A 19,367-nucleotide genomic window follows, 5' to 3' on the forward strand; every position below is an offset into this window, starting at 1 on the left:
CCGCATTGAGGTACATGTGCGACGTGTATTCCATGGCAACAAATTGGTTGGTGATCAGCAAAAACCGCAAACAGACTGCTGCTTGACGGCATTAAACCACCAAATTTAGCGCTAAAACCCCAAACAGACCAACAATGGAAACAATGGTTTCCATCACTGTCCAGGTTTGCAGGGTTTCCTTGATGCTGAGGTTAAAATATTCTTTAAACAGCCAGAAACCGCCGTCGTTCAGGTGCGACATCATGAGGCTACCGGAGCCAATGGCCAGCACCATCAATTCGGGTTTTACGTTGGTGTTCTGCTCAATCAACGGCAAAATGATTCCGACAGTGGTCAAACCCGCCACGGTGGCCGACCCCACACAAATCCGGATAACGGCGGCAATGCCCCAACCGAGTAACAAGGGAGAAATATCAACGCCCTGCAACAGAAAACCGATGTATTTGCTGGTGCCGCTGTCGATAAATATCTGCTTGAGGGCGCCAGCCCCGGCAATGACCAGTAACACCGGCGATGCGGCTTTGATGGCTTCTTCGAGGTCTTTCATCACGGCTTTCATGGTCAAGCCCCGCTGAATACCCAGGTAATAAACCGCCACCAGCACCGACAGCAACATGCCAATATACGGCTCGGCCAGCAATGTAACGATTTTATCGGCCACCGAGTCGTCCGGAAAAACCGTCTTCAACGGTCCGGTCAGAGTCAGCAGCAGTACCGGCAGCAAGGCCACGAAAAAACTGATGCCCGCGCCCGGCAATTCTTCGCTCGGAATCTGACGAACTTTGAAAAGGTCGCGATCGATTCTGGGGCTGTATTTCGTGAGGGTTTTCCCGAAAATAGGTCCGGCGATGATGATGGCGGGAATCGAGACAATAATCCCGTAAATCAGCGTCCGGCCAATATTTGCGCCCAGCTGGCCAGAGATGGCCGCGGGTGACGGATGCGGGGGTAAATACCCGTGCGCTACCGACAAAGCCGCCAGCATTGGCACGGCCACCGTCATCATCGGCAGGCCCGACGAAGCCGTGATAGCGACAATCAACGGAAAAACGATGATGAAGCCAGCGTTATAAAACAAGGGTATACCAATGATGAAACCGGCCAGAGCCAGCCCCCAGCGCAGGTTTCGGACCCCAAAAATCTTGATCAGCACATTGGTAATTCGCATGGCCGCTCCGCTTTCGGCGACCAGCCGCCCCAGCATGGCCCCGAAACCAACAATCAAAACCAATTCGCCGAGTGTTCCGCCGATACCGACCTGGATGGACTTACCCACGGCCACCACATCCATTCCCGACGCCAGCCCAATGGCGAGCGAAACGAGGACAAAGGAAATAAAGGTGTCGATTTTGACAAATGCGATCAGAAAAACCAGGGCCAGAATGCCCAGAAAGGTGAGTACAAGTGGCATTTAAACAAATTGAGGTTGTTTAGGAAGCCGTAAGATAATCAGGAATGATGAGTTATGAACGATGTACGACAAATTATGTACGCGGAACGGTTTCCTACACTTGCCGCGTCATGACACTCAAAACCGCCGTTTCCAACGGTAGGTTGATGTCGAACGGAACCACATGCAGGTGCATCGTTTCGTCGTAGCCAAAGAGGTCGAGTGGCTCCTGAAACTGGTCAGTAGCCGGGTAGATCAGCACCAGTTCGGAAGCTTCGTATTTCTTGCCATAAGCGTACAACTGGTACAGATCCGACTGATCAATACCGTAGTTACCAGCGGCATTGGTCGCATCGATTCGCTTCCATTTGGTGTCCAAAACCGTCGTTTTTCCGTTCTGACGAAGCACAATATCCGGGCGCATTCGAAATTTGCGCGAGCCACCATGGTTTGCAATCAGGTGTTCGGTCCCCTCCTGAATCGTCACGTTTCCGTCAGTGATGTAGCGTTTAAAACCGGTCGCTACGTAATCCTCAAACACCTTTTCCATCGGAAAAAGCAGTGACAATGTCATGTGCCGACCCGGCACCAGCCCAAACGCCCGACCGGTTAGCAGGGCCTCCGCCCAACGCAGGGCGGGTTGGTAATGCGTAAAAAACCGGTTGCTGGTTGCCACGGCCAGTAAATCCTCCGCAATCCGTTCGGAAAACGGCACCTCTTCCATCGCAAACAACAGCTGCCGGATGCGGCTTTGGTTCGGAATGGTCCGGGCGCGTTTTTGCACGAACGCCAGGGCCGATTTCAGCAGGCGATTGGCGGGCAGATTGGTCGTTTGTTCATCAAACGTTGTTACCATTCGCTCCGCGTGAACACTGTTTCGCCGAATCTGGGCCGCCAGTTCCAGTTTGCCCTTGATAAACCGTTGGTTGGACGTTTGGGACACGTAGGATTTCTGTAAGCCTTTTGTCACCAGGGGCGTTACTTCGTCTAGGAATAACGTAATGAAAATCTCCCACAAGGGCAGACGGTTGGTGCCCAACCATACTGAATCGATAAAGCGAAAGGGATTATTGCCCAAGTGCTGCAACATCCGCAGCAATGTGGCGCGGGCCCGACCGGCATCCGCTGCTTTGGGCAGAATTTCCAGCAAGGTACCATCACGGGTTTCGAGCAACCCCACGAAATTCTTCACCCGAATGGTTTCGCGACCTTTTTGCAGAAAAAAACTCATGACTGCATCGGCTTCGTTTTCGGTCACAAAATTTCGCAGGGCATCAAAAGGAATATCCGGTAAGTACAGCTCGGTTAACGAATTGATCCCATCCGGAAAATCCCGGCTGCGTCGGATGAGGCCGTATTCGGTAATGGCGTGGGGCACTGTTCAGCTTTTTATGGTCCGCTAACTCCAGTTTCTCTGGATTCTTTTCTAACGGTTTTTCGAAATGACATGACGTATTTCCCATCGGCCAACAGCGTTAGGCGGTTGTTGCTGATCCGGTAAAGGGTTACACTTTGCAGAGCCGCCAGAAAACCGGATTCAAAATTGTAAGGACAGGCCCGGCGCGTCGTCGAGATGGCTTCGAACCGCAGGTTATCGCCTTCAGCCTTTACCTGTCCCTGCATCGCATTACAACCCGTAAACCCCGCCAACCGCTTCTCTTTCAAATCAATGGCGAGGGTTGGCATTTGCCGGTTGACAAACTGCTCGGCATGGAGCCGCTGCCCACGGTAGGTTTCCAGCACCCACTGGCTATTCAACCGGGTCGTGCCGTTGAGAAAGGTGCCACACCCGCTGTATCGTTGCCCATGGGCCTCTACCGACACCTCGTAGGCATGGGCCTTGCCCGTCCGGCTGTCTCGGCACGCAACCGGACTGATCACCACCTTTAAGCGGCCATCGGACCGATTGGCGGCAACCGAGCGGCTGGTCATCCGTCGGGTCCCTGATGGTTCCGTAACCAGTTGGGCATCCAACAAAATGCCGTTTCCGTTGGGGGCTCGCTGCGATTTGGGAACAGTTGCCGTTAGTACTGCTCCATTGGGAGCCTGAAATCGAATTGCTTTGGCGAAATCAATGTCGAGCGCCCAAGTTGACGTGCTCCCTTTGGCGGTAAAATCAACGCCCTGCCGGCGTTTGCTACCCAGATCGGGCGAAATCTTTTCGCCCGAATTATGGGCTGTGGTGTTTCTAACCGGGGTTTTCTGGCAACCGTCCGCCAATACAATCCAGCCAAAGAGGCAAAAGAGTCGTGTCAGTTGATTCATGATCCGATGAGTTGCTTTTACAACGTATACACATCGGATTTTGTTGAATCCGCCTGTTTAACTCCATCGAACGGGCTGATTGGTGCGGGTTGATTCGTAAATGGCGTTGAACAGGGCTACCACTTTCCGCCCCTCTTCACCGGTTACCAGCGGTTGCCGACCCTCGCGAATGGCCTGGCAAAAATCCGTCAGCTGCCGCGCGAAATAATGGCTCGAAGAATCGACACTGTTGAAAACCGCATCATCCTGCGCCTTCCAGATGCTTTGCTGATCGGCTTCGCCCGGCACTGACCAAATGTCGTTGTAGGGCGCATCCTGAATGGACGTCATCCCGGCAATGAACATGGATCCGCCGTCGGTCTGTACGCCAATGGAGGCCCCGTTTTGGCCGTGAATGTGCACTTTTCCATAGATCCCGGGTGCCTGCGAATTGCTGACGATGACATTGCCAATACCGCCATTTTTGAACTTAATGACTGCCACCGCCGTATCATCCACTTCAATATAGGGGTGGTTCAGGTTTTTCCAGACGCCGTAAACCTCTTCCATTTCGCCCATGTACCACAACAACAAATCCAGCTGGTGCGGAGCCTGATTGACCAATACCCCCCCACCCTCGTACTCCCACGAACCGCGCCAGGGATCGCTGCGGTAATATTCTTCGCTGCGCCAGCCAAACAACTGCGCTAGACCAAGAACGGGTTTACCGATCTTGCCATCGTCAATGGTTTGCCGCATCCGCATGCAAGGTTCGTAAAACCGACGCTGACTCACCACGGCCAGCTGACGGTTTGCTTTCCGGGCTGCTTCAATCATGGCATCACAATCTTCCAGCGACGACGCCAACGGTTTTTCAACCAGCACGTTTGCGCCGGCTTCAAAAGCCGCTACGGTCACTTCACGGTGGGCCGGGTGGGGAGTGCAGACAATGCAGATGTCCACATTCTCGCGATCGACCATGTCGTAGATGTCAGAATAAGCCGCAATTTGGTAGTGATTGGCAAATTCTTCCGCCCGCGTGTGGTTTCGTCCATACACGGCAACAAGCTGCGTATCGGGAGTTTCTAAAACTGCTCTGGCGTGATTATGAGCGACCTTGCCAGGACCTATCAGGGCAATATTTAGGAGTTTGGGCATAACAGGAAAATCAATTCAGTGCTTTTTGGCCAAAATCAGGTATTGAAATTGAACGTTCCAACGCTCCAGCTGAAAAATGGCTCTTCTTTATAAATGTAGAAACATCATGAAACTACTGCTTCTCCTTTCCCTGATTTTGACGGTTTTTAGCGGCTGTACAAAAGACAAACAAGCAACAACGCCTTTGGATCCATTGTATAAAACTTGGCGGCTGACAGAAACCAAAAGCCTCCAGGGAAACTGGGAAACGGTTTCTGATGAACCCTGGATCGAGTTTCGGGCCGATGGCACCATCCAGTACCAGCGACCCGAACCAGTCTGCTGTGCTCCTACACGTTTTGAACGCCAGTCGCAGGTGCTCCGGATCACCGAAACTTACGGCGGAGGTAATTGCATTTACGTCGATTGTGCTCCGCCTTCGGCGTACAATATCGTGTCCGTCAACGACAATGAATTGATTCTGGAAAGCGTCTATGGCACATTGAATCCCACTTCGTACGACCTTCTGAAGTACAAACCGACCGGAAAATAGTCGGAACGGTTTGCGCCCTCCTGCCTGCTGCACGGGAAAACCGTAAACCGTTCCGTTCCATTCAGGGTTTCAACACCACCTTGATCAGGCCCTTTTCTTTTTCGTACAACCGTTGAAACCAGCTCGCCCCTTCTTCCAGCGGCACTTCAGCACTCAGAATGGCTTCGACATTGATTCTGCCGGACGAAATCAAATCCAGGGCGGCTTCGTATTCGCCATTAATTGCGCAGGAACCCTGCAACCGCAACTGGCGCGTCACAACAGCCTGCAACGAAATCTCTACGGATTTGGCCAGATTCCCTACCAGCGTAACCGTGGCGCCTTTACGAACACAATCGATGGCGGTTTTTACCGCCGGGGCAATGCCTACGACTTCAAAGGAAACGTCGGCTCCGCGGCCATTCGTCCGTGCCTGCACTTCCGCCGTCACATCCTGCCGACCAGCGTTAAGAGCCACATCCGCCCCAAGTTGCTGAGCCAGCGCCAGCCGATCATCATCCAGATCAACAGCTATGATGGAGCCACAACCGGCCAGTTTTAGCGCCTGAATCACGAACAACCCGATCATGCCCGCACCGACCACAACCGCTGTGTCATTCACCTGAAGGGGTGTTAGACTCACCGCGTGCAAGGCTACCGCCACCGGTTCTACCAACGCAGCCTGCGTGAAGCTTACGTTTTCCGGAATCTGGTACAGGATATGCTGGGGCACCACAATGAACTCGGCAAACGCGCCCTGCCGCCGGAAATCCGGCGTCGAAACACCCAGTACTTCGCGGCCATCGCTGAGGTTATACATACCCCGGCGGCTATACCAGTCGTCGAGTGCATAAACCGTTGAATCGAACGTCACTCGATCACCAGTCTGCCAGTTTTTAACGTTTTTGCCCGTTTCTACAATAATCCCTGCGGCTTCGTGTCCCATGACAATCGGCGGAATCCGGCGCCCGCTGCTGCCATCCATCCCGTGAACATCGCTGCCGCAAATGCCAACCGCCTGCACTTTTACCAGTACATCGGATGGGCCGGGTTGAGGACGGGGTAAATCCTGCAACTCAAAATGGTTATATTCCGTCAAAACGAGCGCTTTCATATTATTTTGTGTATCTATAAAACGATGTAAACCCTACGGTTTTTGATAAATAGCAATAAATGCTCCTTTGGGCACCTGCTGGTAGTCTCTTTGCAGCAAATACGGATTGATTTCAAACGTGGTTACTTCGGTCAGTTCGTCGGGCTCTTCGCCAAAGAGCTCTTTGGTCAAAGCCGGACGGTATTGCTTTTTTACCCAAACCAGTTTCTGATCGGGCGATTTGCCCCAGGCAGCGTTGTCGCCCAAAACAAACTGGATCTTCCGCCAGTCGTAGTAAAAGTATTCCTGCAACAACGGTATGATCCGGTCAATGAACACATCGCAAAGTTCGTCGTACGACTGAACGTTCATCAGGTAGGCATGTCCTAGTAAGTGATCGCGGTCATAAAGATACTCAATCCGCTCGTTCAACGTCCGCAGCAAAGCGCCCAGATCAATTCCGTCGACGACCGCAAGCAGCGTTGCATCCGGCACCACTTCCCGGAAATAAAACCGTCGGCGCAGCGCAATATCCAGGAGAGCGATCGACCGGTCGGCGGTGTTCATGGTGGCCATCAGGTAAAGATTGGCCGGAACCCCGAAACGCTCCTGCGAATAAGGCAATGTCAGCCACAACTCATTCGGTGCACCCAACCGTTTATCCGGTTCAATCAGGGTGATCAATTCCCCAAAAACTTTTGAAATATTCGCCCGGTTGATTTCATCGATCACCAGCACATGCGCATCAGCCCGCGCCAGTTTCTGCTGACGGGTTTCGGCGGAATCGTTGAGGCAATCGGCCAGGGTCGCATAGCCAGCTTTTTGCAGCGCAGCCACACAAGCCTTGTAGAAAATACCCTTCGCTACTTTGTAGCTGACCTGCCCGTTTCGGGTTTCGGGCCGGATTCCCTCAACAAACTCTTCGTACCCAAACGACGGATGAAAGGTAATCCATTCACTATCAAACGATTTCTTTAGCTGCTGGGCTTCAAAGGATTTGCCGGTTCCGGGCGGGCCATAAAGAATCAGGTTTTGAGGAATTGCCGGACGGATTGGTTCGCTACGCTCGTAAACCGTGGGTTCTTCCTCTACCCGGTTTTCCGTTGCGGCCATTTGCTCAGGCCGGAAGATCGTCGTCATAATCTCCCCACGAACGGCGTCGTCATCGGCGGCCTGGTAAATCAGCGGGTTATGGCTGGCCGTATGCGGCCCCCGTTTCGTCGTCACCAGCAACTCCATCAGGCAATCTTCCCAACAACTTCGCAGTACGGGATGATTGAGCAAATGATCCGACGATTGCCCGACGACAATCGAAATATAGTCCGACTTTTCGGTCAACGGCACTACGTCAACATCGCCGATGGATTCAATTCGTTCCCGACACCCTTTCTTAACCGTCAACCAGAACTCAACTTCACCCTGCCGGGGTCGGAAAAGCCGTAAGGCCTGAAAAAAGTTGATGTGGGCCGCAATTGCTTTTCGATCCCGTTCTACCACGAATGCCAGCCGGGCATCCCCATTGGGCAAATTGACCATTTCGATCAACTCCTTGAGCAAGCCAAAGAATTTTCGGGTTGCCTCCGGCTGATCAATCGTTCGCAATTTTTCAAGCAGCTGGGATCGTTGCTGGTTCAGAGTCATATTTTTGTTTGGCGATCAAATCTACGTTATTCTGCCAAAATGTTCGTATTTTGGCAGTTTCGTTGATGCTTTGGGCGTACTACACATGAGAAAATGCTTGGGTTACGGGTGGATCGTGTTTTTGGTAGCGGCTTGTACGCTCCGTGACCCCACTCCCTCCGACCGCGTTTGCCTGGTTACGGAAATTATTCGATACCAGCAACTGGATTCTGTTCAACAGGAAATAAGCCGACAGAATTTCAATTATGAAAATGGCAATATCATCCATTATACCTATAAAACCCCGGGGACTTCCCTTACCTTTAATTTCAAGTACCTCGGAGGAAAAGTAGCCTCGGTTTATACCACCGATAGCCGGGCTTCACTCCACTTCGACTACGACCATTTAGAACGTGTTGTTGCCGCTTCATACATTGTAGATAACAGAGAGCAAACGGTTTTCACGGTCGATTATCCCTTGAATGATGTGTCGCACCGGGTGTCCAAAATAGTCGAAACGCGCGGAATCCTGGCCCCAGGCTCCCAAATTGGCAGCCGTATTTTTCAGTTTTCCCACCAGCCTATCGCAACCAACACCCAGGATGTAGTTTCGCAAACCATCCAGAATATCTACAAAGATGGCTCCCGAACGGAGGAGGTTTTTACGTATGAGCAGGATGCACAATACCATTCGCCATTTTATGACTCCAGCCACGGCATCATTTTCTCCTTACTGGCCCTCACCAATTCGGAATCCAATGTAGCCCCCTACTTACAACGCTATTTCTGCAAATCAGTCAAGCGGGAAATGGTAAACGTTCAAGGCGCTGTATCCCTGAGCGAATTCAGTCAGTTCACGACCGATTTTGACGTCAATTTCAATCCCGTCAAATCCAATCAGTTTTTGCACTTGACAATTCCGAAGGATACCTTCCCTGCCGACCGTCACTACCAGCATTTGCTCCAGTATAACTGCATTGAATGAATACGGTTTTTTGATTTACCGCAGTGCATCAAAGAGAATTTCGGCCGGGTGTTGCGCAATCCGGTCCGTACCATCTTTGATCTGATGACGGCAACTGGTGCCGGGGGCTGCAATCAGCACCTCGGCGGGCTGCTGCCGAACCGTCGGAAACAAGACCAACTCGCCGACCTGCATCGACAGCTCGTAATGTTCTTTCTCGTAACCAAATGAGCCCGCCATTCCACAGCAGCCGGACGGAATCAGCTGTACTTCGTAGTTTTCCGGCAATGACAGCATTTTTTTGGTCGGCACCAACGACGCCAGGGCTTTCTGGTGACAATGCCCATGAAGCTTGATCAAGCGCTTCTCCGTTGTGAACGTACGTTTTGAAATGCGACCGTTGTCTATTTCCTGGGCGATAAATTCATCGAGCAGCAGCGCGTGTCTGGCCAGGTGTTGCGCATCGGCTTTCAGCGACTCCGGTACCAAATCCATGTATTCATCCCGAAACCCCAGAATCGCCGACGGTTCAATTCCGATGAGAGGAGTCTCTTCTGTTACGAGTTCTTTCAACCTGATAACGTTTTCAATCGCAAGCTTTTGCGCATCGCGAACCAGCCCTTTTGATAAGTAAGTGCGACCGCTCTCCAGGTGCTCCGGAATTACCACCTCATAGCCCAGCCGTTCCAGCAATTGGACGGTTTTGATGCCAATCTCAACGTCGTTGTAGTTGGTGAATTCGTCGCAGAATAAATAGACCTTCCGAATCGCCCGGCCATCGGCAATCGCAGTTCCTGTTCGACCTTTCGCCCACTTCCGCAGCGTCGTTTTCCCCAACTCCGGCATGGTGCGTTCGGGGTGAAAACCGGCCATTCGGTTGGCAATTCGCCGGAGAGCGGGGGTGTCGTAAATAGCGTTGTAAGCCCAGGGAGCCAGACTCGCCAACGACATCAGCTTGGTAAAGTTGCCAACCATCCGCGAGCGCAGCGGTGTGCCGTTGGCATCATAGTAATGTTGTAAAAACTCAGCCTTCATTCGGCTAATGTCTACACTCGACGGGCATTCGGACTTGCATCCTTTGCACGAAAGACACAGGTCCATTACTTCTTTGATCTCCTCGTGGTCGAAGCGATTGTCCTTCTCCGAATGGGTCAAAAACTGCCGCAGGATGTTGGCCCGCGCCCGCGTTGTATCGCGCTCCCGGCGGGTTGCCATGTAGCTCGGGCACATCGTTCCGCCCGTTACGGCTGTCTTGCGACAGTCGCCCGAACCGCTGCATTTCTCGGCCAGATTCAGAATACCCTCCTCGGCCGAAAAATCGAAAACCGTTGCAACCGGAGCAGGTTGCTGATCGGACTCATACCGCAGGAAATCATTCATAGCGGGCGTATCAACGATTTTGCCCGGATTAAAAATTCGCTGTGGGTCCCACAGTTGCTTGACCTGCTGTACCAACCGGAAATTAGCCTCCCCAATCATAAACGGAATAAACTCGCCCCGAAGTCGTCCGTCGCCGTGCTCGCCCGAAAGCGAACCGCCGTACTTCTTCACCAGGGCTGCCGTATCCGCTAACAAATCCCGGAACTGCTGACGCCCTTCAGTCGATTTCAGGTTGATCAGCGGCAACACGTGTAGTTCTCCCGCTCCGGCATGGGCCGAATACTCGAGCGTTAATCCGTGCCGTTCGGCGGCCATCCGATCCAGTTCGTCAATATAATCGGGCAAGTCCCGGACATCAACCGCGCAGTCTTCAATCACGTTCGCCGGTTTCTGATCCCCCGGAATGTTGTACATAATGCTCAATCCGGCCTTCCGCAGGTTCCAGGCTTTGGTAGCATCTCCACCAAACAAAACCGGAAAAGCATAACCTAGTGTTCGTTGTTGCAAGGCTAAAATGAACCGATCGGCTTGCTGAGTAACAACATCCAGGGAATCGGCAAAAAACTCAACCATCAACACGGCCTTCGGATCGCCTTCGACAAAATCCCGGTTTTTGGCCTGTTCAATATTGCCTTTCGTCAACTGCAAAATGTAATCATCCACCAATTCCGAAGCCGAACACGCGTGTTCCAGCGCCACCAGATTCGCTTCCAGGGACTGGCGAATGGTCATAAAGTGCGCACAAACCAGCGCACTGAATTTTGGCGGCAATGGTAAGAGGTTCAGCTTGGCTTCCGTAACGAAACAAAGCGTTCCTTCCGACCCAGCAATCAGGTGGCAGAAGTTGAAGGATTCCGGGGTTATCGGGTTTCGCTGGTCGGGATTTTCACGCTCAAAAAACGGCACCAACGCATCCAGTGCGTAGCCCGTATTTCGCCGGGTAATGGTAGGTTTTGGAAAACCGTCCTGAATTTGCCGACGATTGGTTGGGCTACCCAGCATATCCCGCGTTTGCTGATATAGCCGCTGCTCCAGCGGACTGACCACGTTTTCGCCCCGGCACTTCTGGTCGAACTCTTCACGGCTTAACGTTTTGAAGGTAACCTCGGCGCCATCACTCAGAATCGCTTTCACTTCCAGCAAATGCCGGCGTGTATCCCCCCAGACAATCGAGTGCAATCCGCAGGAATTGTTCCCAATCATGCCACCCACCATCGCCCGGCTGGCCGTCGAGGTTTCTGGTCCAAACATCAAACCGTGTTGCCTCAGCACCGCGTTGAGGTCATCACGGATCACGCCCGGCTGCACGCGCACCGACTGTTCCTGTGCATTGATTTCCAGGATGTTTGAAAAGTATTTGGAACAATCGGCGACGATTCCGGCACCGACAACCTGGCCTGCCAGTGACGTCCCGGCGGCCCGTGGAATCAGCGATGTACGGTTCTGGCGGGCAAAGCGCACCAGCCGTTTGATATCTTCCGCGGTTTTCGGGATGGCTACGGCCAACGGTTTTTCCTGATAAACCGATGCATCGGTAGCATACAGCAACCGCATGGCCTCGTGCTCGGGCGAATCATCGAAATATAAATCACCATCAAACGATTGCTGAAGCGACGAAAATGTAGGGGGCGGAATTCTAAACATAAAAGGTATATCCGGTCTGGGAACCGGCAAAATTACCGATGAATTTACCGAAAAAAAACAAAAAACGGGTTGTAGTTCACCCGCTTTCGGAAAAGACGCCCGGAGAAAAAGTCTCGTCTTATTGGCTTGTGCGAATGCCTTTGCCGAAAGAGATAACTCCTTTTTTCATGGTCAGTCACCCAAATTCCTGAACAGGCTGCCCTTTCACAGGAAAACCGCTTCAACCAGGATCAGAAAAAACCAACCTGGGCCTGTCATGGCGACATGTTCAACAGGAAGAGCACGGAAAACGAGGATTGAAGACAATAAGAGCATCAATTTCTGAGGTTTCGGAATGCCTTTTTCCTGAATCTGGCTCTGTTTCTCCTATGTTTTCAACGGTTTTACAGCCATTTTTCACCGAAACTAGTTATAGGAACTAAACCATATTCATTCGATAACGATGAGCGTAAAAAGTATTTTCGGTATTGTATTGACTCTCCTCGGCCTGGTTGGCCTGATTTACGGTGGGATGGACCTTACCAGCGGAGGGGTAGCCCGAGCATCGTGGGTATACCTTTTTCTGGGCGCTATTTTCTTTTTTTCCGGTATTAGCCTGATCCGCAGCACAAAAGACGCTACCTGAGTCAACGTGTCAGGACTGGCGTTTGGCTCGCCAAAGATAAAACGCAAGGGTTCCGACGAGGGAGGCTCCCAGAAAAACCATCGGGATTACTTTATCCCGAACCAGCTCGGTATTCTCCGCCGAACGCAACCAGTCCCAAAGCGTCCAGAACATAAAAATCATCGTGATAAACAACAGCATGGCGAGCATTTCGTGCGTGTTTCGAAGCTGTCGCTCTTCATTTTCGGGGGTGACCCGAGCCGGCATGTTATAAAATTCGGCGGGAATCTGTCGAATAGCCCAGAACAGAAAAAACATACCCGTGGAAATCGCCGGAGCTACGAACAAGGTGGATCGTCCACCCCAGCGATCAGGCTGGCCGTTTAGTCCAAAATGAACAGGAATGGTTTGGGGTAAATGGATATAATACCCAATAACCAAGCCAAACTGGCCAACCAGAAGCAACACCGAGAAGGCGTTCAAAAACCGTTCTACGGCTGGCACTGTGGATGAAAACAAGGGCTTCATCATGTCAGAAGATGGTTAGGAAGAAGCGGCCGTTAAGGGTCTGGCCCTCAATCGTTTTATCAGCCGGAAAAACCGGATTGGTAACAAGATAGCGGCCATGGTTAAGCCGCCCAGCAGCCCGAACCAGATACCCGTGGCATCGAGATGCAGCCAGAACGCCAGCACATAACTCAGTGGCAATCCCACGATCCAGTAAGCAAATAAGGTGATGATGGTGGGAACATTAACGTCCGATAAACCACGCAGCACCCCAACACCAACCACCTGAACCCCGTCGGATAGTTGAAAAAAACCGGCCATGATTACCAGGGCTGCCGCCATACTGGCCACCGGCGCATTGTCGCGAATATACAAACCAACGAGCCAATCGTTGCCCGTCAGAAACACTAAAGCGCATAAACTCATGAAAACCGTTACCAGTACCAAAGCCGCTACACCCGCCCGACGCACAGCCTCCTGGCTGGACCGTCCGAGCGCATTGCCAACCCGAATAGCCCCGGCCGCCGAAATGCCGGTTGCCATCATGTAGGTCGTCGATGCCATGTTGATGGCAATTTGGTGCGCGGCCAGTTGATCAGCTCCCAACCACCCGGCCATCATGGCAGCCAGTGAGAACGTAGCCACTTCAAAAAACAACGTAAAACCGCCCGGTAATCCTAACCGCAGGATCCGGCGCACATGCTCACCCACCCGATTACCCTGCCATTCAGGTTGAAAATAGCGTCGAAACCGTTCTGCCTTCCTGACGTAAACAATCATGGCAATTGCCATGTATAGGCGCGACAGCAACGTTGCCAGCGCCGAACCATACACGCCCAACTCAGGAAATGGGCCCGTTCCGGTGATCAGCAAGTAATTAAATAAGGCATTCAGAACCAGCGCCGACAGCGTAATTGACATGGCAACCCGCGGGTACGACAGCCCATCGCACAACTGCCGTGCCGCCACGAACAGGAAAAGGGGAATGTTTGACAGACTCAGAATCATCATAAAATTCCGGCCAATGGCCGTTACTTCCGGCGTTTGCCCAAACAGATCAAAATAAAAAGCCGATACGATGCCGATGAATCCTAAAACAACGCCCAGCAACAGCGCCACGCGTAACCCGGCCCGGAACAACCGATTGATTTCGGCACCATCGCCCCGACCGCGAGCCTGCGACACCAACGCGGCCACGACCGACAAACCGCCTACGCCAATACTCGACACCAGAAACGCCAGTGAAACCGACAAACCGGCTCCCGCCAGCGGAACCGCCCCCAGCAACCGCCCCACAAACAGGTTATCAGTCACCCCCATCAACACCACGCCCAACTGCGCTATTACAATCGGAAAACTCAACCGGATGGTATCACTCAACTCCGGTTTATAAATTTGGTACCACTGCTTCATATTTTTCCAACAGTAACTTTTTACGGCTTGTTCCGGTCATGGGTCTTCCCGGAAGGATTCGTTATAGCGCAAGACTTTTTTTTCTTACTTTTGTCAAAACACATATAGACGCTCCAATCGTTTGAAAGAGTACGGCAGCAACATCCAAAAATTAGTCGAACATCTCCAGACTATCGAAGACCGCGAGAAGCGCACCCGCTACGCGCACATCCTGGTAGAACTGATGCGGCAAATCCATCCCAATATGCGGGATAATCAGGATTATTATAATAAGCTCTGGGATGATCTCTACATCATGTCGGAGTTCAAGCTCGATGTAGACAGTCCCTACCCTCCCCCGACGGCGGATGTGCTGGGAAAGAAACCGCAACCCGTGCCGTATAATACCCACGGTTTGCGTTACAAACATTACGGCCAGAACATTAATTTACTGATTGCCAAAGCCATATCATTGGACGACACGGAAGAGCGTCTTGCTTTTGTTTCCTACATGGCCCGGCTGATGAAAACGTTTTATTCGACCTGGAACAAGGAAGCGGTTGAAGATGAAACGATTCTGACCAACCTCGATGAAATGTCCAACGGCAGGCTTCACGACGATATTATGTCTATTCGGACGAACGGTTTTGTCGATGCAACCCCCCGCGAACGGACCGGCGATCAACCCCCTCGTCGGAATCCAGGTGGTCAATCCTACGGACGTAACGACAATACTTCGCACGGTCGGCACGACGGCCCCTCTTATGGCCGCAATGAAACGTCGGGCAACCGCCAAAACAATTATTACCAGCAGAATCAGGGATCTCGCAATCGCGACAACCGTGATAACCGCGACGGTGGCCACCGCAACGACCGCTTCCGGGGTAATAATTCCAATAATCGTAATAAAAGACGTTAACAGAGTTAAGAACGAAGAGTTAAGAATTAAGAATGGGTTCATCCCGAAAGATGAGCCACCATTCCTGCTTCTTAACTCTTACCTTTTACCTCTCAACTTTTAATTCCACATATGGCATCTTTCCGAATTGCCGGTGATCAACATTTGAAAGGAGATATCAACCCGCAGGGCGCCAAAAATGAAGCCCTTCAGATACTCTGTGCAGTTTTGCTAACAGATCAGCCGGTTACGATTCATAATATTCCCAACATCCGCGACGTCAACAAACTCATCGAACTCCTGGGCGATCTGGGAGTGAAAGTCGAGCGCTTATCCGAATCGTCATACCGTTTTCAGGCCAACCAGGTCGATGTTGCAGTTCTTGATACTCCTCAATACCGGGAAAAAGCTTCTGCGTTGCGCGGATCGGTCATGCTGCTGGGTCCTATGCTGGGGCGCTTCAAAACCGGACGGATTCCCCGACCCGGCGGTGACAAAATCGGTCGTCGGCGCCTGGATACGCACTTTCTCGGCTTTGAGAAACTAGGGGCTAAATTCAATTACGACTCCGAAGACAGTGGCATGTATAACGTTGATGCCAGTCACCTGAAGGGAACCTACATGCTTCTGGACGAAGCTTCGGTAACGGGAACGGCCAACGTCGTAATGGCGGCAGTTCTGGCCGAAGGCATTACCACCATCTACAATGCCGCCTGCGAACCGTACCTGCAACAACTTTGCGCGATGCTCAACCGCATGGGCGCCAAGATCAGCGGGATTTCGTCAAACCTGCTTACCATTGAAGGGGTTGAAAAATTGGGTGGCACCGATCACACCATGCTCCCCGACATGATCGAAATCGGATCGTTTATCGGGTTGGCCGCCATGACGCAATCGGAAATTACCATTAAGAATTGCCAGATACCGCAATTAGGCATCATTCCGGATGTCTTTAAACGGCTGGGCATCCAAATGGAATTTCGCGGAGACGATATTTTTGTTCCCGCTCAGGAACATTACCAGATTGAAAGTTTTCTGGATGGCGGCATGATGACAGTTTCGGATGCCCCCTGGCCGGGGTTCACACCGGACCTGCTGAGCATTGTTCTGGTTACGGCTATTCAGGCGCAGGGTACGCTGCTCGTTCACCAGAAAATGTTTGAAAGTCGTTTGTTTTTTGTTGACAAACTGATTGAAATGGGGGCACAGATGATTCTGTGCGATCCGCACCGGGCCACGGTCATCGGCCTGAACCGGCAGCAGCAACTAAAAGGAATCCGGATGTCATCCCCCGATATTCGCGCGGGGGTAGCCCTGCTGATCGCGGCCTTATCAGCGAAAGGCGACAGCATCATCGACAACATTGAACAAATTGACCGGGGTTATCAAAACATCGACGGCCGTCTGAACGCCATCGGTGCCGTTATCGAACGGTTGTAACCAGAATACCTGTTTCTTAACAAAAAGCCGTTCGCTCCACGAACGGCTTTTTTGTTGAATGTTTGTGCCAAAAAAATAGACAAATCCAATATTAAGCTCCACTCATGTGATGAGCGAGCTTATTTTTTTATGAGTGGCTAGTACATTTTCTCAAAACTGTCGTTATAGTTAATAAGGGTGCCTGAATAACGGAACCGTTTTTTACCAGTTCATTCATTCCTAGACAACAAATCCATGAACCTCACTAGTGAACTCTACCAGCGGCTAAGCGCCCGCCGAAATGCGCTTCTTATTCATTACAGCCATAATGATTCCCTGAAAAACAGTGACCCCACCACGTATCGGAAATACCAGAGTGAACTTCGGGACTTGAACCGCAAACTACGTTTAATTCGCGGTCAGTTGGAAGACAATCCCATTCTGTAACACCTGTAGCTTTCTGACAATAGGAAGTACCGTTTTCCCCGGTTCTACAAATTGCTATGTCTTTTAGTACGATCCCTTGGGTTGTGGAGACGTATCTTTCATTGTTGCCGGTTCGGAATCGGGCGTATTTTTATGCAGATAAAACGTACGCTGGCAACGGCGGCATCGAAAGTGCTTCAGTGGGAGGTAGTCGTAAAAACGTCGGACATAAAGAGGGCGGTTGGTTCGTTCCAGATGCATGGCCGTCTGGCAATTCTGGCATATGCATGTCTTTTGCGTGTTGATTCTTATAAAAAGGAGTCCAGAGAGGTACAGTCCGGCTAAACCGGCTGCCGTATAAAGTAAAAAATCCATCAATAATTATATTTGGTGCGGATACAGTGATCACCCGAACAAACAGACAGACAATGATTTTGCTTTTTTGGTTGCGTTTATGATCAGATTATCTCTAAAATATACGCTAAAGAAACCCAAATCGATCTTGTTTATCCCGTAATTAATAAAACTATTTAAGCATAAAGACAAAAATTATACCAGTCGTCTACTTTCCGATTCTTTGTACATCTTTCCTAGTTGTATCTTTGCCCATTCATTGTAGCTACCGGTAATGGCCAAATTGTCCAAATATTACGTTGTCTGGAAAGGGCGACAAAAAGGGGTGTTCGATACCTGGGAAGCCTGTCAGGAACAGATTCAAAATTTTCCGGGGGCTTTGTACAAATCGTTTGAAAGCCGTACAGTTGCGGAAAAAGCCCTGGGTGAAAAACCGCATGTCCATCTTCAGGGCAAAGGACCGGGCAGCCCGGGGAAAGAGCAAAAACTATTTGTTGGCAAACCCATTGCCGACAGCATTGCGGTTGATGCCGCCTGGAATACCGCGACCGGCGATATGGAATACCAGGGCGTACACGCAACAACCAAGCAATTGTTGTTTCGGCAGGGGCCTTTTCGTGATGGGACCAACAACATTGGTGAATTTCTGGCCATTGTTCATGCGCTGGCCTGGCTAAAACAACGCAACAGCGATTTACCCATTTATTCTGATTCCAGAACGGCTATCAGCTGGGTCCAGAAGAAAAAAGCCAACACCAAACTGGAAGAGACCGCCCACAACGCCCAACTTTTCGAAATGCTGGACCGGGCCGAAAACTGGCTAAAAGCGAACGTTTTTTTGAATAGAATCCTGAAATGGGAAACGGAATACTGGGGCGAAAATCCCGCTGACTTCGGACGTAAGTAATTAAGAGCGATGAATGAAGAGTTAAAAATTAATTACCCAGAAAAAACTCTTAGCTCATCATTCCTAACTCATCACTTTCTCGTGTTCCAGTTCAAGCAATTTACAATTCAGCAGGATCGCACTGCCATGAAGGTCTGCACGGACTCGTGCATTTTTGGGGCCTTTGCCGATCCGGGAATCGGGGGCCGTCTGCTCGATATTGGTACGGGCACGGGCTTACTGGCGCTGATGGCCGCTCAACGCAACCCTACAGGCCAGATTGATGCGGTGGAAATTGACGCCAATGCTTTTGGGCAGGCCGTTGAAAATGTACAGCAAAGCCCATTTGCCAGCCGAATTCAGGTTTTTCATTCATCGATTCAATCGTTCTCGGCGGGACAGTATGACCGTATTTTTTCGAACCCGCCGTTTTACTCCAATCATTTGCGCTCCCCCGACCCGGCGGTTAACCGGGCACTGCACAACGCGGAACTCCCCGCTGACGACCTATTAACCAGTGCGTTACGTTTATTGAAACCGGATGGTCAACTCTGGGTTCTGCTGCCTCCATTCGAAATGGAAGAATTTGTGAAACTGGCCCGGTCTGCTGGGTTCTATGTGTTTCATCAACTAGCCATGCGCCACCAGGACCAAAAATCTGTTTTTCGGACAATTAGCGGCTTTTCGTTCAACCGTTTGGATGAACCGGAAAAGCAGGAATTATCCATTTTTAATCCGGACGGAAAAACGTATTCCGATGCATTCCGTCAGTTATTGAAAGGTTTTTACCTGATTTTATAAAAACTTACGACCTTTGTGTATTCTTTGCGGAGCCTGCCATCACGAAAGGCCGCAAAGCCTGTCTCTAAAGGAGGCT

General features: G+C 51.2%; 16 protein-coding genes and 1 pseudogene. 8 read left to right on the forward strand and 9 right to left on the reverse strand.

Translation table 11 applies throughout. The features are described from left to right. Nucleotides 1-91: 91 nt before the first annotated feature. The 4 genes from ACYVH9_RS11500 to ACYVH9_RS11515 form a co-directional block, all read right to left on the reverse strand. Nucleotides 92-1,411, reverse strand: coding sequence for a gluconate:H+ symporter (locus ACYVH9_RS11500; protein ID WP_460636498.1), 1,320 nt, complete (start codon nt 1,409-1,411; stop codon nt 92-94). A 94-nt stretch (nt 1,412-1,505) separates the two neighbouring features. Then, nucleotides 1,506-2,768, reverse strand: a complete 1,263-nt coding sequence (locus ACYVH9_RS11505) for an McrC family protein (protein WP_460636499.1) — start codon at nt 2,766-2,768, stop codon at nt 1,506-1,508. A gap of 11 nt (nt 2,769-2,779) precedes the next feature. After that, nucleotides 2,780-3,655 (reverse strand): META domain-containing protein, encoded by an 876-nt coding sequence (locus tag ACYVH9_RS11510; protein WP_460636500.1) that lies wholly within the window; start codon nt 3,653-3,655, stop codon nt 2,780-2,782. Between the two features lie 57 nt (nt 3,656-3,712). Beyond that, complete coding sequence (locus ACYVH9_RS11515) at nt 3,713-4,792, reverse strand: Gfo/Idh/MocA family protein (protein WP_460636501.1); 1,080 nt, start codon at nt 4,790-4,792, stop codon at nt 3,713-3,715. Between the two features lie 106 nt (nt 4,793-4,898). Here ACYVH9_RS11515 and ACYVH9_RS11520 point away from each other — a divergent pair, with 106 nt between their 5' ends. Further along, nucleotides 4,899-5,324, forward strand: a complete 426-nt coding sequence (locus tag ACYVH9_RS11520) for a hypothetical protein (RefSeq protein WP_460636502.1) — start codon at nt 4,899-4,901, stop codon at nt 5,322-5,324. 61 nt (nt 5,325-5,385) lie between these two features. Here ACYVH9_RS11520 and ACYVH9_RS11525 read toward each other — a convergent pair whose 3' ends face one another. Both ACYVH9_RS11525 and ACYVH9_RS11530 read right to left on the reverse strand, forming a co-directional pair. Continuing rightward, the gene (locus ACYVH9_RS11525; protein WP_460636503.1) at nt 5,386-6,417 is read right to left on the reverse strand and encodes a galactitol-1-phosphate 5-dehydrogenase; all 1,032 of its coding nucleotides are present in this window, start codon (nt 6,415-6,417) and stop codon (nt 5,386-5,388) included. Between the two features lie 33 nt (nt 6,418-6,450). Then, the gene (locus ACYVH9_RS11530) at nt 6,451-8,037 is read right to left on the reverse strand and encodes an McrB family protein (RefSeq protein ID WP_460636504.1); all 1,587 of its coding nucleotides are present in this window, start codon (nt 8,035-8,037) and stop codon (nt 6,451-6,453) included. Nucleotides 8,038-8,122: 85 nt separating this feature from the next. Between ACYVH9_RS11530 and ACYVH9_RS11535 the strand changes: the two genes are divergently transcribed. Beyond that, nucleotides 8,123-9,001 (forward strand): hypothetical protein, encoded by an 879-nt coding sequence (locus ACYVH9_RS11535; RefSeq protein WP_460636505.1) that lies wholly within the window; start codon nt 8,123-8,125, stop codon nt 8,999-9,001. Between the two features lie 15 nt (nt 9,002-9,016). Here the strand turns inward: ACYVH9_RS11535 and ACYVH9_RS11540 are convergent, their stop codons facing one another. Further along, nucleotides 9,017-12,004: an FAD-binding and (Fe-S)-binding domain-containing protein gene (locus ACYVH9_RS11540; protein ID WP_460636506.1), complete on the reverse strand. Its 2,988-nt coding sequence runs from the start codon at nt 12,002-12,004 to the stop codon at nt 9,017-9,019. A gap of 442 nt (nt 12,005-12,446) precedes the next feature. On the opposite strand from ACYVH9_RS11540, the gene ACYVH9_RS11545 reads away from it, so the two are divergent. Then, nucleotides 12,447-12,629: a hypothetical protein gene (locus tag ACYVH9_RS11545; RefSeq protein WP_460636507.1), complete on the forward strand. Its 183-nt coding sequence runs from the start codon at nt 12,447-12,449 to the stop codon at nt 12,627-12,629. 9 nt (nt 12,630-12,638) lie between these two features. On the opposite strand, the gene ACYVH9_RS11550 is transcribed toward ACYVH9_RS11545, so the two are convergent. Both ACYVH9_RS11550 and ACYVH9_RS11555 read right to left on the reverse strand, forming a co-directional pair. Then, nucleotides 12,639-13,136, reverse strand: a complete 498-nt coding sequence (locus tag ACYVH9_RS11550; RefSeq protein WP_460636508.1) for a DUF1648 domain-containing protein — start codon at nt 13,134-13,136, stop codon at nt 12,639-12,641. 15 nt (nt 13,137-13,151) lie between these two features. Further along, complete coding sequence (locus ACYVH9_RS11555; RefSeq protein WP_460636509.1) at nt 13,152-14,528, reverse strand: MATE family efflux transporter; 1,377 nt, start codon at nt 14,526-14,528, stop codon at nt 13,152-13,154. 109 nt (nt 14,529-14,637) lie between these two features. Between ACYVH9_RS11555 and ACYVH9_RS11560 the strand changes: the two are divergent. From ACYVH9_RS11560 to ACYVH9_RS11580, 5 genes and pseudogenes are all read left to right on the forward strand, one after another. Continuing rightward, nucleotides 14,638-15,426, forward strand: a pseudogene (locus ACYVH9_RS11560) (DUF4290 domain-containing protein); the annotation flags it as partial. 111 nt (nt 15,427-15,537) lie between these two features. Next, complete coding sequence (murA, locus tag ACYVH9_RS11565) at nt 15,538-16,845, forward strand: UDP-N-acetylglucosamine 1-carboxyvinyltransferase (RefSeq protein WP_460636510.1); 1,308 nt, start codon at nt 15,538-15,540, stop codon at nt 16,843-16,845. 234 nt (nt 16,846-17,079) lie between these two features. After that, a complete protein-coding gene (locus tag ACYVH9_RS11570; RefSeq protein WP_460636511.1) occupies nt 17,080-17,271 on the forward strand; it encodes a hypothetical protein in 192 nt (63 codons plus the stop codon). Between the two features lie 607 nt (nt 17,272-17,878). Further along, entirely contained in the window at nt 17,879-18,511 is a 633-nt protein-coding gene (locus tag ACYVH9_RS11575) for a ribonuclease H1 domain-containing protein (protein WP_460636512.1), read from the forward strand. 81 nt (nt 18,512-18,592) lie between these two features. Continuing rightward, a complete protein-coding gene (locus tag ACYVH9_RS11580; RefSeq protein WP_460636513.1) occupies nt 18,593-19,291 on the forward strand; it encodes a tRNA1(Val) (adenine(37)-N6)-methyltransferase in 699 nt (232 codons plus the stop codon). Nucleotides 19,292-19,367 lie beyond the last annotated feature (76 nt).

The sequence above is a fragment of the Larkinella harenae genome (assembly GCF_054780515.1).